The 25,978-nt window shown below is 48.8% G+C and carries 21 protein-coding genes and 1 pseudogene; 20 read left to right on the top strand and 2 right to left on the bottom strand.

Going from position 1 to position 25,978, the window contains the following annotated elements; translation table 11 throughout:
* Positions 1-33: 33 nt before the first annotated feature.
* Positions 34-561, bottom strand: coding sequence for an acyl-CoA-binding protein (locus OIS50_RS10330; RefSeq protein WP_264690559.1), 528 nt, complete (start codon positions 559-561; stop codon positions 34-36).
* 147 nt (positions 562-708) lie between these two features.
* Between OIS50_RS10330 and asnB the strand changes: the two genes are divergently transcribed.
* The 4 genes from asnB to OIS50_RS10310 are packed head-to-tail and all read left to right on the top strand — an operon-like array spanning position 709 to position 5,419.
* The gene (asnB, locus tag OIS50_RS10325; protein ID WP_264690558.1) at positions 709-2,670 is read left to right on the top strand and encodes an asparagine synthase (glutamine-hydrolyzing); all 1,962 of its coding nucleotides are present in this window, start codon (positions 709-711) and stop codon (positions 2,668-2,670) included.
* A 29-nt stretch (positions 2,671-2,699) separates the two neighbouring features.
* The gene (locus OIS50_RS10320) at positions 2,700-4,052 is read left to right on the top strand and encodes a UDP-glucose dehydrogenase family protein (RefSeq protein WP_264690557.1); all 1,353 of its coding nucleotides are present in this window, start codon (positions 2,700-2,702) and stop codon (positions 4,050-4,052) included.
* A 7-nt stretch (positions 4,053-4,059) separates the two neighbouring features.
* The gene (locus OIS50_RS10315) at positions 4,060-5,004 is read left to right on the top strand and encodes a UDP-glucuronic acid decarboxylase family protein (RefSeq protein WP_264690556.1); all 945 of its coding nucleotides are present in this window, start codon (positions 4,060-4,062) and stop codon (positions 5,002-5,004) included.
* A 1-nt stretch (position 5,005) separates the two neighbouring features.
* Positions 5,006-5,419: a sugar 3,4-ketoisomerase gene (locus tag OIS50_RS10310; RefSeq protein ID WP_264690555.1), complete on the top strand. Its 414-nt coding sequence runs from the start codon at positions 5,006-5,008 to the stop codon at positions 5,417-5,419.
* 99 nt (positions 5,420-5,518) lie between these two features.
* Here the strand turns inward: OIS50_RS10310 and OIS50_RS10305 are convergent.
* Positions 5,519-6,499: pseudogene (locus OIS50_RS10305) on the bottom strand (acyltransferase).
* A gap of 241 nt (positions 6,500-6,740) precedes the next feature.
* Between OIS50_RS10305 and OIS50_RS10300 the strand changes: the two are divergent.
* From OIS50_RS10300 to OIS50_RS10225, 16 genes are all read left to right on the top strand, one after another.
* The gene (locus OIS50_RS10300; RefSeq protein ID WP_264690553.1) at positions 6,741-7,727 is read left to right on the top strand and encodes a glycosyltransferase family 2 protein; all 987 of its coding nucleotides are present in this window, start codon (positions 6,741-6,743) and stop codon (positions 7,725-7,727) included.
* A gap of 283 nt (positions 7,728-8,010) precedes the next feature.
* A complete protein-coding gene (locus OIS50_RS10295; RefSeq protein WP_264690552.1) occupies positions 8,011-8,811 on the top strand; it encodes an ABC transporter permease in 801 nt (266 codons plus the stop codon).
* Positions 8,812-8,841: 30 nt separating this feature from the next.
* Positions 8,842-10,083, top strand: coding sequence for an ABC transporter ATP-binding protein (locus tag OIS50_RS10290; protein WP_264690551.1), 1,242 nt, complete (start codon positions 8,842-8,844; stop codon positions 10,081-10,083).
* Positions 10,076-10,993, top strand: coding sequence for a class I SAM-dependent methyltransferase (locus OIS50_RS10285; RefSeq protein ID WP_264690550.1), 918 nt, complete (start codon positions 10,076-10,078; stop codon positions 10,991-10,993). Before OIS50_RS10290 ends, OIS50_RS10285 begins: the two co-directional genes overlap by 8 nt.
* 41 nt (positions 10,994-11,034) lie before the next feature.
* Positions 11,035-12,246: a glycosyltransferase family 4 protein gene (locus tag OIS50_RS10280; protein ID WP_264690549.1), complete on the top strand. Its 1,212-nt coding sequence runs from the start codon at positions 11,035-11,037 to the stop codon at positions 12,244-12,246.
* A 110-nt stretch (positions 12,247-12,356) separates the two neighbouring features.
* Complete coding sequence (locus OIS50_RS10275) at positions 12,357-13,658, top strand: glycosyltransferase family 4 protein (RefSeq protein WP_264690548.1); 1,302 nt, start codon at positions 12,357-12,359, stop codon at positions 13,656-13,658.
* 44 nt (positions 13,659-13,702) lie between these two features.
* On the top strand, positions 13,703-14,851 hold the full coding sequence (locus tag OIS50_RS10270; protein WP_264690547.1) for a glycosyltransferase family 4 protein: 1,149 nt from the start codon (positions 13,703-13,705) through the stop codon (positions 14,849-14,851).
* Between the two features lie 73 nt (positions 14,852-14,924).
* On the top strand, positions 14,925-16,112 hold the full coding sequence (locus OIS50_RS10265; RefSeq protein ID WP_264690546.1) for a glycosyltransferase family 4 protein: 1,188 nt from the start codon (positions 14,925-14,927) through the stop codon (positions 16,110-16,112).
* Positions 16,109-17,272 (top strand): glycosyltransferase family 4 protein, encoded by a 1,164-nt coding sequence (locus OIS50_RS10260; RefSeq protein ID WP_319805289.1) that lies wholly within the window; start codon positions 16,109-16,111, stop codon positions 17,270-17,272. The genes OIS50_RS10265 and OIS50_RS10260 overlap by 4 nt, the downstream gene beginning before the upstream one ends.
* 104 nt (positions 17,273-17,376) lie before the next feature.
* The gene (locus OIS50_RS10255; protein ID WP_264690545.1) at positions 17,377-18,348 is read left to right on the top strand and encodes an NAD-dependent epimerase/dehydratase family protein; all 972 of its coding nucleotides are present in this window, start codon (positions 17,377-17,379) and stop codon (positions 18,346-18,348) included.
* A gap of 10 nt (positions 18,349-18,358) precedes the next feature.
* Positions 18,359-19,573, top strand: coding sequence for a glycosyltransferase family 4 protein (locus OIS50_RS10250; RefSeq protein WP_264690544.1), 1,215 nt, complete (start codon positions 18,359-18,361; stop codon positions 19,571-19,573).
* Between the two features lie 167 nt (positions 19,574-19,740).
* Entirely contained in the window at positions 19,741-20,844 is a 1,104-nt protein-coding gene (locus OIS50_RS10245) for a DegT/DnrJ/EryC1/StrS family aminotransferase (protein ID WP_264690543.1), read from the top strand.
* A 246-nt stretch (positions 20,845-21,090) separates the two neighbouring features.
* Positions 21,091-22,017: a glycosyltransferase gene (locus OIS50_RS10240; RefSeq protein ID WP_264690542.1), complete on the top strand. Its 927-nt coding sequence runs from the start codon at positions 21,091-21,093 to the stop codon at positions 22,015-22,017.
* Between the two features lie 56 nt (positions 22,018-22,073).
* Entirely contained in the window at positions 22,074-23,639 is a 1,566-nt protein-coding gene (locus tag OIS50_RS10235) for a lipopolysaccharide biosynthesis protein (protein ID WP_264690541.1), read from the top strand.
* Positions 23,640-23,699: 60 nt separating this feature from the next.
* Positions 23,700-24,701 (top strand): hypothetical protein, encoded by a 1,002-nt coding sequence (locus OIS50_RS10230; protein WP_264690540.1) that lies wholly within the window; start codon positions 23,700-23,702, stop codon positions 24,699-24,701.
* A 34-nt stretch (positions 24,702-24,735) separates the two neighbouring features.
* A complete protein-coding gene (locus tag OIS50_RS10225; RefSeq protein WP_264690539.1) occupies positions 24,736-25,875 on the top strand; it encodes a glycosyltransferase family 61 protein in 1,140 nt (379 codons plus the stop codon).
* Positions 25,876-25,978 lie beyond the last annotated feature (103 nt).

Raw genomic sequence — 25,978 nt, 5'->3', positions numbered from 1 at the left:
TAATGCCTATCGGCTCACGCTTAGCTGGGGCAACTACTGCTGGGTTTTCAGGCGGTCTTCGCCGCCGTAAGGAGCACCGTCGTTGATGTCGCCGCGCAGGCCACCGGCCGATACGCCGCCCTCGTTCTCGAAGGGCGCTTTAGCCGTGCCCGGGGCGCCGGCCTCGTTGGGGTTCGAGGCCGGGCGGCTGCCAGCTTCGAGCTGCGAAGCCGTGGCGGGCTGCCCAATGCCGGTAATGGCGGTTGCCGCTTCGCCCGCGGGGCCGGCAATTTCCTGCACGCGCTGTACGTATTGGCGCTTGGCGTCGTCTTCGCTCATGCCTTTAAACTTGCTCCAGGCCTCCCACTGGCCTTGCGACATGCCCTGGGGCCCATCGGGGTTGGCGGGGGTATCGTCGCCCACCACGTCTTTCTCGGTGTCGTGGTCGCCTTCGGTGGCTTGCTTATACAAGCCGTATAGCTCCGTCATGTGGGCCGCGGCCTGGTCGCCGGGCAAATTATTCACTTGCGAAACGGCAGCTTCAAATTGCTGCTGCAGGTCCATTTGATTTTGCAGATTCATGGGTAGCGGTGTTTGGCAGTTGATGCGCCGCCTCAAAAAAACATGCGGCTTTGGATGTACTGTTGCCGCTTGGGTTTGGTTACGTATAGCGGCGGGGTGTAAAAGCGCGCCCCAAATCCTGAAGCTTCGTACCTTTGCCCACTAGATATGTGTGGAATTACCGGACTTTTCGCCTTTACTGACTCCGGTCGGTCGTCGTTGGCTGGCCTGCAGGCCGCTACCGATGCCATCGTGAGCCGCGGCCCCGACTCGCAGGGCCACTACGTGTACGATGCCGTGGGGCTGGGTTTCCGCCGCCTCGCTATCCTCGACCTCTCGCCCTGCGGCAACCAGCCCATGACGGATGAGTCGGGGCGTTATACCATCGTCTTCAACGGCGAGATTTTCAACTTCCGCGAGCTGCGCGCCAAGCTGCAGCGCAAAGGCTACACCTTTAAGTCGCACACCGATACGGAGGTAATCCTGAAGTTGTACATCACCGAAGGCCGCGGCTTTTTGAAGAAGCTGAACGGCTTTTTTGGCCTCGCCATTTACGATAAAGAGGAAAATACCTTGTTCATAGCGCGCGACCGGATGGGGGTGAAGCCCTTGCTCGTGTACCGCGACGAGGACAAGCTCATGTTCGCCTCCGAAATGAAGTCGCTGCTGGCCCTGGGTGTACCGCGCAAGCTCGACTATGTGGCCCTGTCGCATTACCTGCAGCTGAACTACATTCCGGGCCCGGCTACCATTTTTAAGGGCGTGAAGAAGCTGCTGCCTGGCCACTATATGTTCATCCGGCCCGATGGCAAGGTGGTGCGCAAGCGCTGGTACAAGATTCCGTACGACCCGAAGAAAGTCGCCAAAAACCGCCTCAGCTACGAGCAGCAGCAAGCCAAGCTGGTGGAGCTGCTCGACGCGGCCGTGGCGCGCCGCCTCGTAGCCGACGTGCCCCTAGGTGCTTTCCTGAGCGGCGGCATCGACTCGTCGGTGGTAACGGCGCTGGCCGCCCGGCACACGCCGCACCTCAATACGTTCAGCGTAGGCTTTGCCGACGAGCCCTTCTTCGACGAAACCAAGTACGCCAACCTGGTGGCGAAAATGCACAAGACCAACCACACGGTCTTTTCGCTCACCAACAACGATATGTACGAGCACCTTTACCACGTGCTCGACTACATCGACGAGCCTTTCGCCGACTCTTCGGCGCTGGCCGTGTCCATCCTGAGCCAGCGCACCCGCGAAAAGGTTACGGTAGCACTTTCGGGCGACGGCGCCGACGAGATGTTTGCCGGCTACAACAAGCACATGGGCGAGTGGCAAGTGCGCAACCCCGACTGGAAGGCCGAAGCCGTAACCGGTCTCAACCTGCTGTGGGATGCCTTGCCCAAATCGCGCAACTCGTACCTGGGCAACAAGGTGCGGCAGTTTCAGCGCTTTTCGCGCGGCATGCTCGCCGGCCCCAAAGACCGGTACTGGGATTGGGCCACGTTCGTGAACGAGAAAGACGCGCGCAACCTGCTAAGCGCAGCCTCGCGCCGCAAAGTCAGCAAGAAGCTGGCCGATAAGCGCCGCCGCGACATCCTGGAGCACATCCACGCCGATGGCGACCTGAACGAGGTGCTGCTCACCGACATGAACCTGGTGCTGCCGTACGACATGAACACCAAGGTCGACCTGATGAGCATGGCCAACTCGCTGGAGGTGCGCAGCCCGTTCCTCGATTACAAAGTGGTCAACTTCGCCTTCTCGCTCCCCGTCGAAAGCAAAATCGACGCGCGCATGAAGAAGAAAATCGTGCAGGATGCTTTCCGGCCTATGCTGCCCGAAGAGCTGTACAAGCGTCCCAAGCACGGCTTCGAGGTACCGCTGCTCAAGTGGTTCCGCAACGAACTGCGTCCCCTAATCGAAGATGACCTGCTGAAAGACGAGTTCGTTGAAGCGCAAGGATTGTTTTCAGTCGACGCCGTACGCGAACTCAAGCAGCAGCTATTTTCACGTAACCCTGGCGACGTGCACGCTCGTATCTGGGCGCTCATCGTGTTTCAGCACTGGTGGAAGCGTTACATGACGCCAGCAACTACTGCTGGCGTCCGCCCTTCCCTGATATCTTCCGCTTCGCAATCCTAAGCTCTGAAAGCAGTTACTTCCGCCCCCTTATGAAAATTGCAGTAGTAGGCACTGGCTACGTCGGCCTGGTCACCGGCACTTGCTTTGCCGAGGTAGGCATAGATGTTACGTGCATCGACATCGATCAACGTAAAATCGATAACCTGAAACAGGGCATTCTGCCCATCTACGAGCCAGGCCTCGAAGAGATGGTGAATCGTAATGTGGCGGCTGGCCGTTTGCATTTTTCTACTTCGCTAGCCGAAAGCATTCAGGATGCCGATGTGGCATTTATTGCTGTGGGCACACCGCCCGGCGAAGATGGATCGGCCGATTTGAAGTACGTGCTGGCCGTAGCCCGTGGCATCGGCGAAAACCTCAACCGCCATTGCGTGGTAGTAACCAAGAGCACGGTTCCGGTTGGTACGGCTGCCAAAGTGCGAAAAGAAATTGAGCTGGCACTTGATAAGCGCAGTTCCGATATCGAGTTCGATGTAGCTTCGAACCCGGAGTTCCTGAAGGAAGGCGCAGCTATCGACGACTTCCTGAAGCCCGACCGCATTGTCATCGGTGTAGCTTCGGAGCGGGCCGAGGAGGTAATGCGCAAGCTCTACAAGCCCTTCCTGCTCAATGGCCACCCGATTATCTTCATGGATATTCCGTCGGCCGAAATGACGAAATACGCTGCCAACTCCATGCTGGCAACCAAGATTTCGTTTATGAACGACATTGCCAACCTATGCGAAATCATGGGTGCCGATGTAAACAAGGTTCGCCTGGGTATCGGCTCCGATGCCCGCATCGGCAACAAGTTCATCTACCCCGGCATAGGTTACGGCGGCTCTTGCTTTCCCAAGGACGTTAAAGCCCTGATAAAGACGGCTGCCGAAAACGGCTACCAGATGCAGGTGCTTAAAGCGGTTGAAAGCGTAAACGAAGGCCAGAAGTCGGTGCTATTTACCAAGGTGCAGCAGCATTTTGGTAGCAACCTGGCCGGTAAGCACCTTGCCGTGTGGGGCCTGTCGTTCAAGCCCAAAACCGACGACATGCGCGAAGCTCCCTCGTTGGTGATTATCGAAAAACTGCTCGAAGCTGGCTGCACCGTAACTGCCTACGACCCCGTAGCCATGAAGGAAGCTCAGCACACACTTGGGAACCGCATCAACTACGCCAAAGACCAGCTATCGGCTCTCATCGATGCCGATGCCTTGCTGGTAGTAACCGAGTGGCCAGAATTCCGCTCGCCCAACTTTGATGTGGTGGGCCGATTACTGAAACAGCGTGTGGTGTTCGACGGGCGCAACATCTACGATGCCGAGGAAATGGAGAAAGCAGGTTTTGCTTACCACTGCATTGGCATTCGTACGAAACATCGCGAACCAGCCGCTCACCAAACCGCATAATCTCCAGATGGAAAAGAAACGCGTACTAATTACGGGTGGAGCAGGCTTCCTGGGCTCCCACCTCTGCGACAGGTTTTTGGCCGAAGGTTACCATGTTATCGCCATGGACAACCTAGTGACGGGCAACCTCGCCAACATTGAGCACTTGTTTGGCAAGAAGGACTTCGAGTTCTACCACCACGACGTGTCGAAGTTTGTGCACGTGCCGGGTGAGCTGGACTACATCCTGCATTTCGCTTCACCGGCTTCGCCCATCGATTACCTGAAGATTCCAATCCAGACGCTGAAGGTAGGTTCGTTAGGCACGCATAACCTCCTAGGGCTGGCTCGGGCCAAAAAAGCGCGGATCATTATTGCCAGCACCAGCGAGGTGTACGGCGACCCCGACATCCACCCACAAGTTGAAGAGTACCACGGTAATGTAAACCCGGTAGGCCCACGTGGTTGCTACGACGAAGCCAAGCGCTTCCAGGAAGCCATTACCATGGCCTACCACAACGTACACGGCGTTGAGACGCGCATCGTACGCATCTTCAACACTTACGGCCCGCGCATGCGCCTCGATGACGGCCGTGTGCTACCGGCTTTCCTGAGCCAGGCGCTGAAAGGGGAACCCCTCACGGTATTTGGCGACGGTTCGCAAACCCGCTCCTTCTGCTACGTCGACGACCTGGTAGACGGCATTTACCGTTTGCTGATGTCGGATTACCACATGCCCGTGAACATTGGCAACCCGGCCGAAATCACCATTAAAGAGTTTGGCGAAGAAATAGCCAAGCTGGCAGGGGTGGAGTTCAAGCCAACTTTTCACCCTTTGCCACAGAACGACCCCTTGAAGCGTCGGCCGGACATCACCAAGGCAAAGGAGATCCTAGGTTGGGAGCCCAAAGTAGACCGCGCCGAAGGATTGCGTCGTACGCTCGAGTATTTCCAGGAAGCTGTTACTGCCTAACGTGGAAAAACCGTACCTAATTACGTTTCCTAAACTGGGAACTCCTGAAATTGGCTACATCTCTGTAACTGAACAGGAGAAGCACATTCCGTTTAAAGTTGAGCGTGTTTTCTGGACGTACTACACACCCGAGAGCATTGTTCGTGGGCGGCATGCGCATCACGCTACCCAACAAGTGCTTGTTGCGGCTGCTGGGCGCATCATCGTTACAACGGAAATGCCCGATGGTACTGTGGATGTGTTTCGCTTGGAAGAACCCAATATAGGTTTGTATGTGCCACCTCATGCTTGGCACACCATGCAGTACTCACACAATGCTATGCAGTTGGTGTTTGCTTCAACTCATTACAGCGAAGCGGATTATATCCGCAACTACGATGATTTTCATCGAGTGTGGGGTAATACTAACGCATAAGCACAAATGCAAGCGTTTCTAAAGGAAAGAGGCAAGCAGTATAACTGCTTGCCTCTTTCCTTTAGAAACGCTTGCATGGTTTAAATTAGTGACCATAGGTTACAAACCATTAAGTAGTTTAAACACCTTAGGGCTAAGCTTCTCAATCAATATCAGGGTTCCTAAACAAACAACGAAGGTTAGCAAAGGCGCAACTAAGTATAGCCATCCACCACCCCAATCTGCTATGTCGACAAAGCTAAATATGGCTAGAATAAACAGTGGATGATATAGATAAATTAGCAAGGAGTATTTTCTTCCTATGCGAGCGAATACGTTATCTGTAGACAATTGAAGCTTAGTAGCGACCAGGGTTAACCCTACAGCAAATAAAGCAGTTCCAAACAAAAACTCTTGATTATGAGGAGAAGCGCCAGTGTACTTGTAAAGCAAGATAATTTCGGTGGTCTGTAAAACAAAGCCAAATACCGTTACTAGTACAGCTAGCCAAAGCGGTACTTTGTCAGTTATATTATGCTTGTTTAACAAATACCCAATCGTCAGAAAGGAAATCGACACAAAAAAACGAGATGCTTCTTTGGTTGGGGATATATGGAATAAGCTTGTGTAAGCATCATTAGCTAAAACAAAAGCATAAATTCCAATAGCTGCAACCAAAAGGAGCCTATCATCTAGCTTGTTGAATAAGTAATTCAGAACTACGTAGCCAAATATCATCGAGCCCATAAACCAAAGGTGGCCCGATAAGCCGTTGGCTATTGTAGGGAATGATAACGGCGGTTCATCCAACAGCGGGCTATCGACGAATAGTCCTACAAGAAAATACATTAAGTCCGCTGCTAACAGAATAGAAAGCAGGTTGCGTAAGGTCAGAGAAAACTACTTATCTCCTCGATTAGTAAGATTATTGAAAAATAAATAGCCGCTTAGTATAAAAAAGAAAGGAACGGCATAGCGCCCTAACCCGCGGATAGCCAGTACAGCCGGGTTATACAAGTCGCCGTATTTGACGTGAAGCGTTACTACAGAAAAAGCCCCTAATAGCCTGAAAACGTCGATTGAGTAGTTACGATGTTGCATTTATTTTCATGCAAAATGAATCGCAAGATAAGATGCAATTCGCGTTTCTTGTGCTTTTTTGTGTGCATAAGGTATAACCAGCTCCATGCCTTGGATCACTACACGAACCCTTCGGTAATCCTGGGAAGGAGAACCACAGAATACCACAGTGTGTCACGAGTCACCGGCTTAGCTATCTGTAGTAGCACCGAACTCCTTTGGCAAGACCAAATACATTTAACTTTGCTTTAAATGTCTATTTATGCCAAAGCTTACGGTAGTAATACCCTGCTACTATAACGAGAACAACATTGCAGTTACAGGTCAGGAGCTCATTGCCAATGAGCGCAATTTTCCTGCTGATGTTACTATAGAGTATGTTTTTGTTGATGATGGGTCGCGTGATAACACTTGGCAAGCACTGGTTGATTTTCAACGCTTGATGCCCGAGCGGGTAATCCTTGTGAAGCTGGCGGGCAACGTTGGGTCATACAACGCCATTGTGGCCGGTATGGCTTATGCTACCGGTGACTGCATAGCCGTAACAACAGCTGACTTGCAGGACCCTCCTGAGCTTTTGGCGGATATGTACCGCTATTGGCAGCAAGGGTTTAAGCTGGTACTCGCTAACCGCGCAGCTCGTGAAGAAACGGGCATGCAGCGCTTCTTTTCCAATACCTTCCATGCGCTGATGAAGAGCATTGCATTATCAAATGTTCCCTCAGGGGGCTTTGATATGGTGTTCTTTGATAAGCAGTTAAATGAGCAGGTGCTGCAGATGAAGGAGCGTAATAGCAATGTCTTTTATCTGCTGGTGTGGTTGGGCTACCCGTTTGTAAATATCCCTTACACGCGGCGTAAACGCGAGATTGGTAAGTCGCGCTGGACCCTCAGCAAAAAGGTAAAGCTGCTGGTAGACTCCATTCTATCCTTCTCATTTTTTCCCATTCGGTTGATTTCCGTGCTTGGCTTCTTGCTTGGCTTCGGCGCTTTGCTCTATGCGTTGGTGGTGCTCGCGCTTAAGTTGATAGGTATCCACAACCCGAGCGGCTGGACTGCGCTTATGCTTGTGGTGCTGTTCGTGTCATCCTTCCAGATGATTGCCCTAGGTGTAATAGGCGAGTACGTGTGGCGTGGCTTGGATGCTGCGCGCAGTAGACCCTTGTACGTAGTGGACCAAGTGCTGCCTTATCAAGCAAAGCAAGATTTTTCAGGGCTAAGAAAAGACTCTGGCAGTGCCTCGCTATAGAAGACCGAGGCGTAGCCAGCCTCGGCTGTAACAACGAGCCAAGGCGCGTCTTCCTTAGCCGACCAAGGCTTTTGGTTATCTTTAGACGCTCAAGTGCATAAACAGGCTAATGCCTTCACGCGGCTTAGTTGATTGCTTTCTAAGCTAGCTCCGTTGAAAAGCGGTTTTTTTCTTCAAGAAACAAGTGCAGACAGTAGAAGCTCAGACAAGAAACTCGCCTTCGGTACACAGCGATAATGCTCCTCAGGCCGGCTGGACTGAAGTAATCGAGCCGCGCGGTGGATTGCTGGATCTGCGCCTGGGTGAGGTATGGCGTTACCGCGATTTGGTGATGCTATTTGTGCGTCGCGACTTTGTATCTACCTACAAGCAGACCATTCTCGGGCCGATCTGGTTTTTCATTCAGCCCCTGCTAACCACGGTCACCTACGTCATCATTTTTGGCAACGTAGCCCAACTCTCTACCGATGGCATGCCCATGCTGTTGTTCTATATGGCAGGGGTGACTATTTGGAACTACTTTGCCCAGACCCTAACTACCACCTCCACGGTATTCACCGCCAACGCCCACATCTTCGGTAAGGTATACTTTCCGCGCCTTACCATGCCGCTGTCCATCGTGGTATCCAACTTGGTGCGTTTTGCCATCCAGTTGGCCTTGTTTCTGGGCTTTTGGGTATACTACCTCCTCACTTCCGATGTGGTTCGGCCCAACGCGCTGCTACTGCTCACCCCGATATTGGTTGTGCTAATGGGCCTGCTTTCATTGGGAATGGGTATGGTATTCAGTGCCATGACCACCAAATACCGAGACCTTAGCATGTTGTTAGGCTTCGGGGTGCAGTTGTTCATGTATGCCACGCCCGTAATCTACCCGCTTTCTCGGGTGCCAGCCAAGTACCAGTGGGTCATCATGGCCAATCCTGTAAGTGCCATCGTGGAAACCTTCCGGTACGGTTTTCTAGGTGCCGGTACGTTTAGCTGGGTGCACCTGGCTTACAGCGCTGCCGTAACTGTGCTAATTCTGCTGGTGGGAACGGTGGTATTTAATAAAGTTGAGAAAAGCTTTACCGATACGGTGTAGCCCTCAGGCCAATACTCCGTCAAGCAGCGCATGAGCGATATTGCAATTCAAGTTGAAAACCTAGGTAAGCTCTATCGCCTAGGTGAAATTGGCACGGGTACCCTTAGCCAGGACTTAAGCCGGTGGTGGGCTCGTGTAAGGGGTAAAGAAGACCCGTTTGCTCTAGTAGGCGAAACAAACGACCGTACTGTTCGCGGACAAAGCGACTTTGTATGGTCGCTCAAGGATGTAAGCTTCGAGGTAAAGCAGGGTGAAGTCCTAGGTATTATCGGCCGCAACGGCGCCGGCAAGTCAACCCTGCTGAAGATCCTTTCCAAGGTGACGGCGCCAACCACTGGGCGAGTAAAAATTCAGGGCCGCATTGCCTCTTTGCTCGAAGTTGGAACGGGCTTTCACCCCGAGCTTACCGGGCGGGAAAACATCTTCCTGAATGGCGCTATCCTGGGGATGAACAAGTCAGAAATCCGGAAGAAGTTCGACGAAATAGTTGATTTCTCCGGTGTAGAGCGCTACATCGATACGCCTGTTAAACGCTACAGCAGCGGTATGTATGTGCGCTTAGCTTTCGCGGTGGCCGCATTTCTGGAGCCCGAAATCTTAATTGTTGATGAGGTGCTGGCCGTAGGTGATGCCGAGTTTCAAAAGAAATGCCTCGGCCGTATGAAGGACGTGAGTGTAAATGGAGGGCGTACAGTGCTTTTCGTTAGCCACAACATGGACGCTGTACGAAGCTTATGCACAAGAGGCGTCTATATGCAAAATGGGGGGCTACATTCCTCAGGAGAAATATCAGAAGTTGTAGCTAATTATTATCAAAACGTTAGTATTAATCTTAAATCACAGTTTAAGATTAGTGCAGATGCCCCTTCAATAAAGGCAATAAGTCTGAATGCTGAGGCTTTAAATCACGCCACTATAGATCTGACAGTTGAATTTGAATCTCCTTTTGACTTACAACCACCCATCGCCGGCTTTGTGCTTTACAACGCATTGGACACACCTATATTAGGTTCTAATGCTCGTTACCATCATTTTGAGGGCCAAAACATCTCTAGTAAATCAGGCGTGTTAAGGGCTGTTGTGAACAATATAGAATTGCATTCAGGTACTTATAAAATTTCGGTTTGGCTCGGTGATGCATCAAGAGACTACGATGTAAAAACTGAAATAATAGTATTTGAGTATTTGTCTAATGTAATATACGCGTCTAAGCCTGATGCGTTGCTAATTGGTCCTGTTGACAAAATCGCACATTGGTCTTACCATGAATAGTACAGTTGTTAGTCCTCTTACCGGAAAAGGTAATGTTGATTTTATTAAGCGTTATCATGTCAAAGATATTGTTGAGGCGTGGCGTGATCAGTTACAAATAGATATATCTTCTGAGTTTAGTGGGGTTGATATTGATTCTTTTGGCTTATACAGATGCAATGATACTGATCTTTTATTTTTTGATCCAAAGTTTGAAGGTTCTGAATATATATACAAGTCACTCCATGATGGATTTGAATGGTATTACGTTGAGGATAAATGGGAGTATGATATAGCTATTAGTGAGATTGAAAAAGATAAATATTGTTTAGAGATAGGTTGTGGTTCCGGTGCATTTATAAAGAAAGCTATACAAAAAGGCATTAACATTGTGGGTCTGGAAACAAATTCAGACGCAGTATTTAAAGCGCAAAAAGCAGGTTTACCAATATATTTGGGTAGTGTTGAAGATGCTATAGTAAAATTGAACAATAGACCTGATTATGTATTGGCGTTCCAAGTGCTCGAGCATATAGCCGAGCCATATGAGTTTATCAAAATGATGATAGATTCATTAGCGCCTAAGGGTCGCTTGGTCATTTGCGTTCCGAATGCAGATAGTTTTTATAAATATGATAATAATGTATTAGATATGCCGCCACATCATCAAACTAGGTGGTCTTACTCCGTATTCAAAAAATTGGAGTCGATATTCCCTGTTAAATTAATATCGGCTAAGTATGAGCCATTAAATCATTGGCATACTGAATCCTGGTTTAACGCTAATAAAAATTATTTTAGGGTTAATAAATGGTATGGTAAATTGCTATTTAATAGAATTACTATACCGGTTATACATAAGTTTCTGCAATCCAAATGGAGGCAGAAAATTAAGGGGCATACAATTTATGTTACGTTTGAGAAAATATAGTGTATTCCTTGTATTTGATGTTCTTTAACCTCTTTTAAAAAATGCATATTGTTTTCATTAGCCACGATGCTTCAAGGACAGGTGCTCCAATTGTATTGTTGCATTTACTTCGATGGCTGAAACAACAAGGTGTATGCAGCTTTTCAGTTTTGCTGCTGAAAGGTGGTGAGCTATTCCCTCAATTTGAGCAACTAGCTTCAACATATGTTTGGGAACCACCGGTGAGGCCTTATGTTCCTGTGCCAGCAGAACCGTTTATCAAGAGGGTTCTTAAAAGGTTAAAGCTTGAATTTCATCAATCAGCACCTGTTATAGATTATGCTATTGATCATCAGAATAGAATAATTGACCATTTGCAAAAAAATAATCCTCAAATTATTTATGGAAACACGGTGGTTACATCTGAAGTAGTTGTTCGATTGAAAAGCGAATTGAATTGCAAATCTGTTTGCCATGTTCATGAGCTTGAAATAGCAATTGAAGATTATTTTGGTGAGGAAAAATTTGCTAAAACCTTGCCTGATATTGATTTGATAATCTCTGCATCTGATGCTGTTACTTATAATCTTGAGAAAAAGTTTAAATTGCCTCAAGGCAGAATTAAAAAAGTATACGAATTCGTTCCAAAGGAAGAAGAGCAACCTATTGTGCAGGTTGTTGATGATGTCTTAGATTCGCTTTCAATACCTAGAGACAGTAGTATTGTAATAGGATCTGGTACTTACGAGTGGCGAAAATCGCCTGATGTCTTTGTTCAAATTGCTAATTACATCAAAATCAATCACGAGCACGCTATGCCCTACTTTGTCTGGGTGGGGGGTGATCTTGAATCTATTGAGTGGAAAAAACTACAATATGATATTGCTAGATTTAAGCTCGAAGGGCATGTTCAATTTATTGGGAAGCGTAGTAATGCTTTAGACTATATTAGGGCGGCCGATCTTTTTCTTTTGACCTCTCGCGAAGATCCTTATCCGCTCGTTTGTTTAGAAGCAGCTACGTTAGGCAAACCAGTATTGTGTTTTGATCAATCAGGCGGAATGCCAGAGTTTGTAGAGAATCAAAATGGTGTGGTAGTGCCTTACCTGCGCTTTGATTTGATGGGAGAGGCCATAATCTCATTGCTGGCTGATCCTGAAAGATGTAAGCAGTTAGGCCGTAATGCTCGGCAGAAGGTTACAGAGGAACATGGAGTTGAAAAGGCAGGTAAGCAGATATTTTATATATTATGTGAGTTAGCTAATATTACATAAACATGAATTGCGTGGAAAAAAATGATAGCCTATTTATTTTCTGCACATTTATGTTAACTATATATTTCAAACATCGCATCGAAACTTTCCGAAACTCCAACTGATTAATAATGCCTCACCGCAAGTGGAACGTTGATGATATAGAGCAGACGCGTTTACATCTCAACCAACTGCAACAGCAGATGGAGGAGTTACTTGGCGCCAGAAAGCTTGGTAGAGCCTTTTTTCGCTCTGTGGTATCTGGTATTCAGCAAAAAATTGCTAAGGTAACCAGCAATACTCCTGCAGAGCAGATGACAAAATCTTCGTCTGACTTCTTTGCTCAAAATCCCGATTTTAAGCCTTACAACATCCAGCTTAAACCACCCGTATCTAGGACCCATTGTCCCAAGATCCTGCACGTCATTCCTTATTTCGTAACTGGGGGGTCGCAGCAACTCGTTGTCGATATTATTGAGGGGCTAAGCAATGTGTACACGCACGAGGTAGCCTTATTAAAAGTGCATGCCGAGCAAGGGTACGTAGGCGTTACGGTGCACGATTGCTCGGGTATTCATACTGCGGAAGCGTTTACTGAGCTGCTACAGCGTGTCGGGCCGGATCTGGTGCATGTGCATTATTATGGTCGCTGGCCGTATTCGTTCTGGAAGTGGTATCATGTGGTATTCCAGGGAGCTGTGGAGTATGGGTGCCCAATTATCGAAAACTGCAACATTCCATACATGCCTTACTTCCATCCGGCCATTAGCCGGTATGTGTATGTAAGCGAGTACGCGCAGGATACTTACGGCATTAGGGAAATGCCAAACCAGGTAATCTATCCGGGTTCTAACTTTTCCTTCTTCCAGCGTGCCGGAACCCAGCCCGATCCGGATACCATTGGAATGGTGTATCGGCTCGACCACGATAAAATCAACGAGCGCGCAATCGAACCCTTTATACGGGCGGTGCAAAAACGCCCTGCCACCAAGGTTTTGATCGTGGGCGGTGGTTTGTACCTGGAGTTGTACCAGCAGAAGGTGGCCGAAGCAGGCCTGCAAAGCCAGTTTACCTTTACCGGCTACGTGGCTTACGAAAAGCTGGCCGAGCTATACCGGCGCATGGCCATTTTTGTAGCGCCGGTTTACAGCGAGAGTTTTGGGCAGGTCACGCCGTTTGCCATGAACATGGGCATTCCGGTTGTTGCCTACAACATTGGGGCACTCGAGGAAATGCTGGCCAATCCTGACGTACTGGCAGAAGGAGGCGACGCCGAAGCCCTGTCGGATATCATCGTAGACTTGCTGAATGACCCGGCACGGCGCGAACAAATTGGCGCGTTCAATCAGAAGCGTGCTGCAGAGCTATTCACCGTCGAAACAATGGTTGAAGAGTACCGCAAGCTGTACGAGACGCTGGTGCCTAAAAAATAGTACATGGCAGCTGGCAAAAATCTGCTAGCGCAACATTCCACCACATGGCGACTATCGTTTTTGTTGGCCACGAGGCTTCTCGCACGGGCGCACCATTCACGCAGCTTTATTTAATGCAGTGGATAAAACAACACACGCCGCATGAGGTGGTGTTGCTGCTCATTTGGGGCGGAGATTTGGTGCCCGAGTTTGAAAAGCTTGGCGAGGTGCATATTCTCGACCATGGCAAGCCAGCCGTAACCATGAAGGAACGGGCTCTGGCCAAGCTGGATCGAATGACGCAGTACAGACGGAAAAACATCTTCCGGAACATTCAAAAGAAGAACCCCGCTGTAATCTTTGCCAACACCACCATTACCCTGGATGTAGCAGTTGAGCTGAAGCAGCTCCTAGGTGTGAAGCTGATCATCAACGTACACGAGTTGGAAAGTGTGTTTTATCACTATTCCAGCGAAGAATTTGCTCGCAATACTGCCCATGTGGATTGGTTTATTCCCGGGTCAAATGCAGTCCGAAACTTTTACAAGCAGTTCTGCCCAATCCCCGACGAAAAAATCAAAGTCATCTACGACTTCATTAACGCCAACCCGCCGGGTACCTCCACAGCTGTAGCAGTGAGGGCTCAACATGGCATTCCGGAGAAAGCCAAAATTGTGGGGGCTATTGCTTCGCTGGAGTGGCGCAAAGGGGCCGATTTGTTTTTGCGGGTTGCGCAGGAGGTTCTCAAACATAAGCCCGATACTTATTTCGTTTGGGTAGGAGGTAAGCCAAGTTCCTTCCACTTTAAAGAAATTACCCGCGACGTTCGGCTTACATCTTTAACCGAACGGGTGTTGTTTGTTGGAGGCAAAAGTGATTTGCGCGGCTACTACGAGGCATTTGATGTCTATCTGCTGACCTCCCGCGAGGATCCTTTCCCGTTGGTGTGCCTGGAAGCGGGGTTATCAGGTAAGCCAGTAATTTGCTTCGAAAACTCGGGCGGCATGCCCGAGTACGTGCGCAACGATGCAGGCATACAGGTGCCGTACCTGGATACTCAGATGATGGCCGAGCAAGTGATGTACCTGCTGGATCATCCGGAGGAGGCGCAGCAAATGGGCGCCGTGGGGCGCGAGCGGGTTTTACAGAACCACACCATTGCGACCATCGGCCCGAAGATGTACGAAGTAATCCAGGCATGCTTACCGGCCTAAATTCATCTGTAACGCTTCCCTAGGTCATAAGCGCCGAATCCGGAAGCAGTAAGCTCACCATCGCCACATCGGCATGAAGATCCTTTTCACCACGCAAGCCTTATCAATCGGCGGCATCGAAGTGCTGGCGCTTCGTCTGTCGGAGGCCTTTGCATTTGCGGGTCATGAGGTGTTGCTATACGATTTCAACCCGGAGCGCCAAAACCAGAACTTGGTAGCGCAATTTGATACCACGCGCTTCCGGCTGCTGTCGTTTCGGCCAACTGCCGCCGCCGACTGGGCGGTTTGGAAGTTGCACGCTGCTTTTTTCAAAACAGGCTTGCTGCGCAATTTCAGACCTAGGTTGATCGAAAGGCACTTTGCCAAGGCACTTGCTGCGGAGCGCCCCGATGTAATCTGCTCTTTGTCATTTCATCAGGACTACCTGGCTTGCAAACATGCGGCAGCTCTAGGAATACCGGTGGTCATATCGATGCACGGCACCTACGAGTACGCTGCGCCCGAATGGCCCGAGCGCGCCGCGTTCATATACGAGCACGCCAAGGCAATTATCTACGCCGCTGATAAGAACATGAGCTGGTACAAGGCGCAACCTTACTATCAAACCGCCAAACCAGCTTACAAGATTTACACGGGTACAAGCATCGACAAGCCCCTTCCCAAGAAACTCACCCGCACCGACCTAGGAATCAGCGATGAAGCATTCGTGTTCATACTGGTTGCCCGCGGAATCCCGGAAAAGGGTTGGCGTGAAGCAATCGAGGCGTTTGTTCAACTCAGGGCTGATTATCCTAACGTTGTGCTGCTGCTGGTAGGGGAGGGCGAGTACCTCGAAACGCTAAAGCAGGCCTATGGAAAGGCTCCAGGAGTAGTGTTCTACGGCTCGCACCCCAACTCCGTAGAGCTTGTTGCCTTAGCGAACGTTGGATTGTTGCCGAGCTATTTTCCCATCGAAACGTTACCCAATGTTATTGTCGACTACTTGCTGTGCCGTTTGCCTGTAGTTGCTTCTGAGATAGGGGAAATACCGCACATGCTGAAAACCCACGACGGGTATACTGCTGGTGAGGTACTTAGGCTGCCGCAAGCAGGCAGGGGCGTAGATGTGCAGGAACTCTACCAGGCCATGAAAAAGCTGGTTGCTGATCCGCTATACTACCGGCAGCAAGTAGCACGTGCCGAAGAGGTGTTGCATAAGTTCGATATTCGTGACTGCGTAGCCGGTTACACCCGTGTGCTGAACGCTGCCCTAAACGCATGAGAATAGCCTTCATATCCCTGATGTACGATGCCCCATGGGGGGGAAGCGAGGTACTCTGGTCGCGCGTGGCAGCCGAGGCATTGACTCAGGGGCACGAAGTATTGGTGTGCACGCATGCTTGGCCCAACTTAGCAGCGCCGTTGCAAGCCCTGCAACGCAAGGGCGCACAGTTTTACCTGCGGCCGCGTTACAACGGCAGCGTTAGCTTTCGAATGAAGAGCGGTTTCAGACGGATGCTGAACGGGGGTAAGCTGGATGAGGTACGGGCTTTAGAGCGTTTTGCTCCCGATGTGGTGCTCGTAAGCCAAGGGGGGTGGAACGATCTTTTTTACCATTCACAAGTAAGGGCATGGCTTCAGCAGGTGCCCTATTTGCTGATTTGCCACAATTACCAAGACCCGGTTCGATTAGCGGAGTCGCAGCGCGAGCAATTTGCTAAGATGTTTGCCGAAGCTCGAGAAGTGCTGATGATATCCGGCAACCAGCTAAAAACGATCAAGCGGCAACTGGCTGCTGAATTGGCCAATGCACGGGTGGTGCAAAACCCGCTCAATCTACCAACCGTTTACCCAATTCCCTACCCTGAACCCAGTACCAACGGGCCAATAGCGCAGTTGGCTGTAGTGGCCAGCTTCGATGTAGACAGAAAAGGACAGGATGTATTGCTGGAAACGCTTAGTGCATACCAATGGCTCCAGCGTGAGTGGCATCTTAATCTTTACGGTCAAGGACCTGACAAAACGTACCTCGAACGGCTTATTAAATACTATGGCTTGGCGGAAAAGGTAACGCTACATGGGCATGTATCTGATAGCAGTCATATTTGGACGCATAATCACATACTTGTGCTTCCTTCGCGAATCGAATCTGGGCCTATGGTATTGCAAGAAGCACTACTGTGCGGGCGAGCAGTAGTTGCGGCCGATGTAGGTTTGGTGCGCATGTGGCTTGATGATGGTGAAACTGGTATTATCGCCGATGCTTCGACTGCAACTTCGTTGAATACTGCTTTAGAGCGGGCTTGGGCTTGCAGAGACAAATGGCAAACTATGGGTAACCTAGGCTACAAGCGCACCAATGAGCGCCTAGAGACTAACCCATCCTCGGCGTTATTAGCGGATTTGATTAAGGTTGTTTCGGGGCCCTTTGTTGAGGTTTAACTAATCCTTATTCGGCAAGCTCTTGGCAAAGTAGACGTACATTAATCGGCTTTTCGCACTTAATTTGGTTCTTTACGAATCAATCCTTGTCTTTTTCAATACCTATGCTCCTCCCCACTGATCTGACTCGCACAACTTGTGTTATCGGAGGCGCCGGGTTTATTGGTCGGGCCGTTGTAACAGAACTGCTGACCCTAGGGCGACAAGTTGTAGTGGTTGGTCGAAATGCCAGACCGGCCGATCTATCCGAGGAAGTATACTATGTAGCAAATCCGGGAGGAGCCAGCACGCCTCTGATTAGGCAGGTGCTCGAGTGTGTATCAGAGGTTATAGACTTGGCTTACGCCACCAGTCCACAAACCAGTTTTCAGGATCCTGTAAACGACATTCTGGTAAACCTGCCGGAAGCAGTCCAAATCTTTGGATTAGCTGCAAGTATGACGCATATCCGGAAATTTGTATGGATTTCATCGGGCGGTACGGTTTACGGGCGAACAGCAGTTCCTTCGATTAGCGAACAGCATTCAACAATGCCAATCTCCCCCTATGGCATTACAAAGTTGGCCATCGAAAAGTATGCCCGCATGTATTTCGAAACCAAGCAGCTGCCGATTGTATGCGTAAGGCCTGCCAACGCTTATGGCGAATGGCAGCGGCCATATGTTGGGCAGGGTTTTGTAGCTACAGCAATAGCTTCTATCCTGGATGGACGCGAACTCACGCTTTTTGGCGAACATGGGACCATTCGCGACTATGTTCATGTATCGGATGTAGCGTCTGGTATTGTAGGAGCCTTGCTTAAAGGTGCCCCCGGCGAGGTATACAACCTAGGCAGCGGCATAGGTTTAACAAATCGCGAAGTGATTGAGTGGTTAACTCCGTTAGCCAACGATGCCGGATTTGAGTTGAATTTACGGGTGCAGCCTCCGCGTGCGTTTGATGTACCCGCTAATGTGCTCGACTGGCAAAAGCTTCACCTAGATACTGGCTGGCAACCTCAAGTATCTTTTGCTGAAGGGATTGCTCGAACTTGGGAATGGTTTGTAGCCCGCCATGCTACGGCCATTTCGTATTAGCCAACCCCCAATGCTTAGCTTACCTAAACTGCGGATTGGTTTTCTGACCAGCACTGACCCACTTGATCGACGCTCTTGGTCGGGTGTTCATTACTCCATGTTTCGTGCTTTAGAGCGAACGTTTGGAGATGTAACAGCCCTAGGTCCGGTACCGATGGTATGGCCACTACGCATCGGTGATAATATTAATCGTCGTGTAATAAAGCCGCTAACAGGTAAGCGTTACCATTATTCTTGGGGAATAATTCTTTCTCATCTGTACAAACGGAAGTTTGAACAACGGTTGAAGCATGAGCAGTTTGATTTACTTGTTGCTCCTGCTGCATTCACTGAAATAGCCTATCTGGATGTTAATACACCTATTGTATACTGTGAGGATTCTACTCTTTCGCAGTTAATTGATTTTTACCCAGGTCTATCAGAACTACTTGATATATCTAAAAAAGAGCTTAACTATATCGAAAAGCGCGCTTTAAACAAGGCAGCTTTGGTTTGTTACTCCTCAGCGTGGGCAGCTCGTTCTGCTTATGAGGATTACGGCATTGATACAAGCAAAATTGCGGTTATCCCTTTCGGCTCCAACTACCCCAATCCCCCTGCAACGGGTGCGGATGTAAAAGTGGATATACCTACTGAAACCTGTCGGCTTTTTTTCTTGGGCGGCGAGTGGAAACGAAAAGGCGGTAAAATAGCTTACGACACCATGGTTACACTCAATGCCATGGGATTGAAAACTACCCTAACGGTAGTGGGTTGCCGCCCCCCAGCCGAAGAAGCCCACTTGTATCAACACCCTGGTTTTGCCACGCTGCCGTATCTAAATATGGACAGCCCTGGGGACTTGCAACGGTTAGATGACTTATTCCGCTCGGCTCATTTCTTTTTGCTGCCCTCACGAGCTGAATGCGCTGCAATTGCCTTTGCCGATGCAAATGCATTTGGTTTGCCCGTGGTCACAACTGATGTTGGAGGCATCAGCAGTTTTGTGGTAGAAGGCGAAAGCGGCGTTATGCTGCCTTTGTCAGCAACCGGGAGCGATTTTGCCACGGCTATATTCGAGATATTCAACGACAAGCAACGCTATGCCCGCATGCGCATAGGCGCTAGGTCGCGCTATGAAACTACCTTGAACTGGGACAAGTGGGCACAAGGGCTGCTAACGGAGCTTGCTAAGCGCAGTATTATTAAACAACCCGATCAGTTTTGTGCATCGACTAGCACCTAGCTACATGCTGCGGATGGAATGGTGCGGTAGCTGCATACGTGAGTTGAAACAACTTCAAAAGGCCGATGCTTGGTGTAGCGGTCAGTGGCGTAACACCTGCTCTCTATTTTGTTCGTTAACTCGCCCGTAGGATTCTGCGTATCTTTGCGCTCCATTCAGAAACCCGTATGCAAGTTCCTTTTCTCTCCTTCTCACCGCAACATCAGCCAATTCGGGAAGAAGTAATTTCGGCTATGAGCCGCGTGTACGATGGTCAGTGGTATGTATTGGGGCAGGCCGTAGCAGATTTCGAAACTGCTTACGCTGCATTCAACAACACGAAGTATTGCATAGGAGTGGCCAATGGTCTGGACGCTCTGCATCTTGCCCTTAGAGCATTGAACATCGGGGAAGGGGATGAGGTAATCGTCCCTTCCAACACGTACATAGCTAGCTGGTTATCGGTTTCGTTCGTAGGCGCGGTTCCGGTCCCGGTCGAACCCAGCCCTATTACGTACAATTTGGATCCGGCAAGAATCGAGGCTGCAATTACCCCTCGCACCCGGGCAATTATGCCGGTTCACCTTTATGGTCAGGCGTGCGAGATGTCTGCCATAATGGACATTGCTCGCCGTCATAATCTTGCCGTAGTTGAAGACAATGCACAGTCGCAGGGCGCCATGGCCGATGGCAAATTGGTCGGCAGCTTTGGTGATGCCAATGCAACAAGCTTTTATCCTGGCAAAAACCTAGGCGCCCTAGGTGACGCCGGCGGTATTACTACCAACAGCGAAGAGTTAGATCATAAGTTGCGCACGCTTCGTAACTACGGTTCGCAGAAGAAGTATTACAACGAAATCATTGGCTATAACTCCCGCCTTGATGAAATGCAAGCGGCGGTATTGTCAGTGAAGTTGAAGTATCTCACCGACTGGACGCAACAGCGTCAGCATGCTGCTGAGTTGTATAACCAGCATTTGGCTGGGATTGGTGATGTTGTACTGCCTGCCATTGCTGAGGGTAGCACGCACGTATATCACCTGTACGTTGTGCGGACGAACGAACGCGATGCGCTGCAAAAGCATCTTGCCGACGCTGGTATTGGTACCCTGATCCACTATCCGGTGCCGCCACACCTGCAGCAGGCATATGCGCATCTGGACATGAAACCGGGCCAGTTTCCCATTGCTGAAGAGCTAGCCAAATCTTCCCTCAGCTTACCCATGTGGCCTGGCATGGGAGAGAAAGAGGTAAACATAGTGGCTAATGCCGTACGTAATTATTTCGCCTAGGTAGGAATGATTTAACGGTAGGCGTTGGTTTGACGGCAAACCAACGCCTTTCATATGTATGCCTCTCCGTGGCTTGTCATTTTTCCAAGCTCCTGTCTGAGATACATAGCTTTGAAAAAAGAACGCGCAAATGGTAAAGCATAACTACATCAAAATATGTATGGCTTTATCATGGGGCAAAGCTTGTTCATTGCCTCAGATTTTAATGGCTCCTACTCAAGAGCGCAAGCCTTGATACCCTGACCTATGAATGCACCTTTGGTGAGTATTGGCATTGGCTCTTACAACAATGCTGCATACATAGAGCAACTGCTTGAAAGCGTCCGGGCTCAAACGTATCCTGCCATCGAGCTAATCGTGGTTGACGACTGCTCCACGGATAACTCGGCCGAGGTTATCACTTCTTGGATAGCAAAGACGGGCTTCCCTACCATTTTCGTTCAGCACGAGCGCAACCAAGGAGTAGTTCGCACCTTTGGTGATTGTCGCAAATATGCTACAGGCGAATATTTGTCGTTGGTGGGATCCGACGATATTCTGGCTCCTACGTTGATTGAAGAGACGGTAGCAGAATTTGATAGACAGGGGCCAACCTGTGGTGCTGTTTACACCGATTGCAAAGTAATTGACAGCGCAGGTGCTGAGCTAAGCCCTAGCTTCATTCGTTACTTCAACCCTTCTTTTGCGGATAACCCTCCGCAAGGAAACATCATCGTTCCGCTGTTGGAAGGGTTTTATGTGCCAACCGTAACTGTAACAACGCGGCGCGCTGCTTTGGATGAAATTGGGGAGCCTGACGAGTCCTTGTTCTCGGAAGACCTAGACATCTGGTTAAGGTTGTCGCGTAGTTTTCGTTTTGTCTACTTGCCGCTGAACCTAGGGGCCTACAGGGTACACAACAAATCAGCTGTTCACAGCCACAAGCTTTCCCTTAACGAAACGTATTTCCGGATCTATCGCAAGGCCTATTTTCGGGGAGATGCTGAGTGGGTAGCGGCCAAGAAGCGATTGGCCGAACATGCTGAGCACTATTATGCGGGCAACGGACCTGAGGCGACACGCATGCTGTGGTATGCACTTCTCGAATCGAAGCAGCCAAAGCTGATAGTGTTCCTTTGCATGGCCGTTTTGGGGTTGAAATACCCTTTTTTTAAAAGGATTTTGAAGCGCTAACGTTTGGATTGCTTCAACTGAGTTGTTGGAGAAGCTTTGGGTTGGAAGTAAAATAGATGAGCAGCATTTCACGTTCTCGTTCCGCATTCTGGGGTACCGTTTCCTCGCAAGTATTTACCATAATCACCATGTTGGTTGCTATCGTTAGCACTCCGCTAATGGTGCGCTTTCTGGATAAGGAGGCTTATGGTTTATCAATTATATTTTTTCAGATAATTAATTACCTGTCACTTTTTGATTTTGGTTTGTCCACGGCAGTTAACCGGGCTCTTGCTTTGCATAGAGGCGATGATGATTACAACCGGGGAATGGTTAACCGCATCGTGTCTACAGGCGTGTTTACGGGCGCATTTTTCGGTCTGCTAGTTACCATTGGTGGAAGTATTTTTGCTCCGTTTGTTCCTGAATTATTTAATCTGCGCTCCGATTTAGCAGCGCCAACGGTTCCAATTGTCATTACTTTAAGCTTGTTGGTGGGAGGGCAGCTTGCGCAACGTGGCTTTGCAGGAATATTTTATGCTCATCACCGGCAGCCGCTGGTTGGTACCCCATATTTTATCATCGGAAACGTTGGTACCGGCCTTACTATTCTTTTGTTGTCAAGGGGCGTGGGGCTGTGGGCTTTTGCTTATGTAAATGCTTTTCAATTCTTGGCCAATTTATTGGTACAAGTATGGCTGTTGCGTCGCTATTATCCTGATCTGCGAGTCAAGCTGAGCTTATACGACCAAGTATTGATGAAATCTATGATGTCATATGGAATATTTATGTTCCTGCATGGCATAGCAACCCAAATAATATTGTTTACTGATCGGTTGGTTATTGGTAAAGTATTGTCCTTGAGTTTAGTGACAATATTTTCTATTACAGTACGGATTCCAGAAGTTGGCATGACTCTGTTGTCAAGTATCACGGGCAATGCTCTGCCAGCTGTTGCTGAAATTGTAGTGCATGAAGGCCCAGAAAGTGCCAAAAAGCATTTCAAAAGAATGATGATCTTAATGGTTAGCCTAAGCATGATGGCTTTCTGGCTAATGTTAAGTTTGGATCAGTGGTTTATTGATTTGTGGGTAGGTAATGATTTTTTTGCCGGCAACTATATTCTGCTATTAGCACTCGTTATTATGGTTCAGCAAACCATAACGCGCACAGGTAGCTTTTTCTTAGATGCAAAGGGTGTAGTAAGAGGTTCGAGTGTGGTAGCCTTGGTCGAAGCCGGCTTAAATTTGGCTATATCCATCACACTAGGTAAGATGTTCGGAATGAGTGGCATCCTTTGGGGTACTATAATTGCCGCGTTGCTGACTTCGTTTTGGTATACTCCTTTTCTTTTAAAAAAACACTTAGGAATACCTATCTATGAGTTTGTTTTCGAGTCATTGCTGAAGCCTGTGATAGGAATTAGCGTACTGGGAGCTGCGGTATATTGGCTAGTAAATTGGCTGCATCGTCCAGCCTTGAGCGGCTGGATTCCGTTCTTTTTCGTCGCTGCCTGTGCTGGTTTGCTAATGGCGGCGGTTGTATGGATTGTGTATTTAAGACACTCGATGGGGCAATATGTTCCGGCCCGATTGCGCAGGTATTTGTTATTGCCACCCCTTTCAGTGCCCGTTGTGGGTTAGTGCTTCACTCCATGAAGTTCTAGTGTTTTAAATTTTTCTTTTGCGCTTGTTTTCCTCAAAATGGACGTCCTGATCAAATCTTGCAACCGGCCTTATTACCTGGAACGCTGCATTAAAAGCGTTTACAAGTACGTATCAGGGGTAAGTAAGATTAAGGTGATGGACGACGGCACTCCTCCAGAATACCTGCGGAAAATAGCCTCTTTGTTTCCGGAAGTGGAGATAGTATACTCTCCTAATTATCAGGAAAAAGTAGAAGCGTTGCAATTGCACTTAGCAGGTCAAGAGACTTATAAAAAATTTCAGATACCAGCTGGTTTTTGGTACAAAACGGTTGAGGACAGCAGTGATATTTTCCTGCTTATCGAAGATGACATCTGGATTACTCAGCCTGTTGACTTAGCCGAGGTTAATACCATTATGAATGAGCAGCACATGGTGATGCTGCGTTTAGCCTGGCAAGGAAATGCAACATTAGTCGCTGGGCGTAAAGTGGGTATTTCTGATAATATTGAGGAGATTACGCCGGAGATAAGTAGCTGGGATGAATTTGTATTTATGAATAAGTACAAATTTAGATCTGTGTTTTATCGATTAGGTTTCTTTCAATCGATAATGAAGTATCAGTTGCCGTTTTATGTGCTGTATGCTGTTGCTTCTGCGTGTTTTGATAAAAAATACTGGTTGTATTTGTGGAAGGATGCGCGAAATATAGTGCTTGAGGAAGATCAATTAAAAAAGGCATCTACCTGGTACGACCAAACGCATAGTCGGTACGGCAAGCTAGTAAAGGAGAGCACGCAGACTTCTTACATCACGTCTACTACGAATGGGTTTAGGGAAATCGATTTTGATATGGTTCGTTTTAATTATATCATGAATCAAGCATGGATAGCAGGCGAGCTAGACGCGATGCATGATTTTCCTAAGGATTTCGCTCCTGAATACTTCCGGCAATTTATTGGTACAAGCCAAAGTGCAGATGATTTCTTTGCGCAATGGCTGAAATGGATTGAGCGATTTAAGCACCAGTATCGTGCTGTTGGATGTGAAGTAGAATAAGTAGGAAGTCTAAAGAAAAACTGGTCGTAATTTTATGCCAAACGCAAATCAACTTGTTCGCTCTTTTTTGTGGCACAGTGGCTTGGGCCGGAAGATTGCTGCAAAGTATTGGCAGAATAAGGAAGAGGGTAGAGGCTTCAAGTATATTCATCGTCAAAAAATTGACGTATTTAGTGGTATTCCCGTACGCTTTGAAGATGAGTTGTATAGCAAATTCATCAAAGCGGATAGCGAAAGATGGCGGTTCCAAGAAGAGTACGTTCTTGAAATCGATGATGTGCTTCTTGAGCCCGAGCGTTTATTAGGTACACGGCCCAACCGCGAGTTAGTTGAGCAAACAGTGGTTTATAAGGGTGATCGGCAATACCCTTATATCCTGAATCATTTAATGCGTCCTAAGCAGCCAACGGAGTTGCCGGTAGCTATTTGGTACGATGGCTCTGCTACTCGTAATTACTACCATCACTTCGTAGATGCATTAAGCAGCCTCCAACAGTTGGATCGGAGTGACTTGCCGAAAAGCACGCCCTTGCTCATCACCCGCAAAATGTTTGAGCAATCATTCTTTCAGTATCTATACAAGCGCAGCGCTTTTTTGCAGGGGCTGAACTGGTACGTGGTAGGAAACGAAGAATGGGTGCATGTAGGCAAACTGTACAAGCTGCAATCGGCGCACTTCAGTCCGGATACTTGGCGGGCCATGCGTAAGATGTACGAACTGCCAGTTACCAAACCGTGGCGTAAAGTCTTTTTGAGCCGGGATAAGCAGAAATACGGTCGCTACCTAGCCAATGAAGCCGAAGCAATTGCTGTTATGCAGAAGCACGGGTTTGAGGTGGTCTACGCCGAACACCTCACGATGGAGGAGCAGGTACAGCTGTTCCAAGAAACGGAGTACTTAGTTGCTTTGCACGGGGCCGGCTTGATCCAGCAATTCTTTATGAATTATGATCATGGACACATCATCGAGATAATGCCCAGCAATTACCTGCAGCCGCTTTATTATTGGCAAGCATATGCTGCAGGTATGCGGTATTACGATGTGGTTGTAGGAGGGGACATGCGTGAGGGCAAGGAGTACTGGGTTGATGTACCAAGGCTCGAAGCGTCCGTAACGCGCATGCTCCAGAACACGCATAGCGGACGCGTGTACGGCCTTACCCAACTCAACTAGTTTGTTAATCTACTGAAGGTATCATAATGCTCGGCAGCGGGGCTGCGCATTATGGTTCCGAGCCACTGTTGTAGTCTTGCCTACGGGATGATGGGCGTCGCCG

It is taken from the genome of Hymenobacter sp. YIM 151858-1, from assembly GCF_025979705.1.
In the GTDB taxonomy this organism is placed as follows: Bacteria; Bacteroidota; Bacteroidia; order Cytophagales; family Hymenobacteraceae; genus Solirubrum.
This window is presented reverse-complemented; position numbering and strand designations above follow the sequence as displayed.

Bases quoted from the DNA above. Each gene is read 5' to 3' on its own strand.
- OIS50_RS10330 (WP_264690559.1), bottom strand. From the start codon at position 561: ATGAATCTGCAAAATCAAATGGACCTGCAGCAGCAATTTGAAGCTGCC.
- OIS50_RS10230 (WP_264690540.1), top strand. From the start codon at position 23,700: ATGGACGTCCTGATCAAATCTTGCAACCGGCCTTATTACCTGGAACGC.
- OIS50_RS10300 (WP_264690553.1), top strand. From the start codon at position 6,741: ATGCCAAAGCTTACGGTAGTAATACCCTGCTACTATAACGAGAACAAC.
- OIS50_RS10315 (WP_264690556.1), top strand. From the start codon at position 4,060: ATGGAAAAGAAACGCGTACTAATTACGGGTGGAGCAGGCTTCCTGGGC.
- OIS50_RS10285 (WP_264690550.1), top strand. From the start codon at position 10,076: ATGAATAGTACAGTTGTTAGTCCTCTTACCGGAAAAGGTAATGTTGAT.
- OIS50_RS10235 (WP_264690541.1), top strand. From the start codon at position 22,074: ATGAGCAGCATTTCACGTTCTCGTTCCGCATTCTGGGGTACCGTTTCC.
- OIS50_RS10290 (WP_264690551.1), top strand. From the start codon at position 8,842: ATGAGCGATATTGCAATTCAAGTTGAAAACCTAGGTAAGCTCTATCGC.
- OIS50_RS10240 (WP_264690542.1), top strand. From the start codon at position 21,091: ATGAATGCACCTTTGGTGAGTATTGGCATTGGCTCTTACAACAATGCT.
- OIS50_RS10280 (WP_264690549.1), top strand. From the start codon at position 11,035: ATGCATATTGTTTTCATTAGCCACGATGCTTCAAGGACAGGTGCTCCA.
- asnB (WP_264690558.1), top strand. From the start codon at position 709: ATGTGTGGAATTACCGGACTTTTCGCCTTTACTGACTCCGGTCGGTCG.
- OIS50_RS10265 (WP_264690546.1), top strand. From the start codon at position 14,925: ATGAAGATCCTTTTCACCACGCAAGCCTTATCAATCGGCGGCATCGAA.
- OIS50_RS10225 (WP_264690539.1), top strand. From the start codon at position 24,736: ATGCCAAACGCAAATCAACTTGTTCGCTCTTTTTTGTGGCACAGTGGC.
- OIS50_RS10320 (WP_264690557.1), top strand. From the start codon at position 2,700: ATGAAAATTGCAGTAGTAGGCACTGGCTACGTCGGCCTGGTCACCGGC.
- OIS50_RS10245 (WP_264690543.1), top strand. From the start codon at position 19,741: ATGCAAGTTCCTTTTCTCTCCTTCTCACCGCAACATCAGCCAATTCGG.
- OIS50_RS10260 (WP_319805289.1), top strand. From the start codon at position 16,109: ATGAGAATAGCCTTCATATCCCTGATGTACGATGCCCCATGGGGGGGA.
- OIS50_RS10270 (WP_264690547.1), top strand. From the start codon at position 13,703: ATGGCGACTATCGTTTTTGTTGGCCACGAGGCTTCTCGCACGGGCGCA.
- OIS50_RS10250 (WP_264690544.1), top strand. From the start codon at position 18,359: ATGCTTAGCTTACCTAAACTGCGGATTGGTTTTCTGACCAGCACTGAC.
- OIS50_RS10275 (WP_264690548.1), top strand. From the start codon at position 12,357: ATGCCTCACCGCAAGTGGAACGTTGATGATATAGAGCAGACGCGTTTA.
- OIS50_RS10255 (WP_264690545.1), top strand. From the start codon at position 17,377: ATGCTCCTCCCCACTGATCTGACTCGCACAACTTGTGTTATCGGAGGC.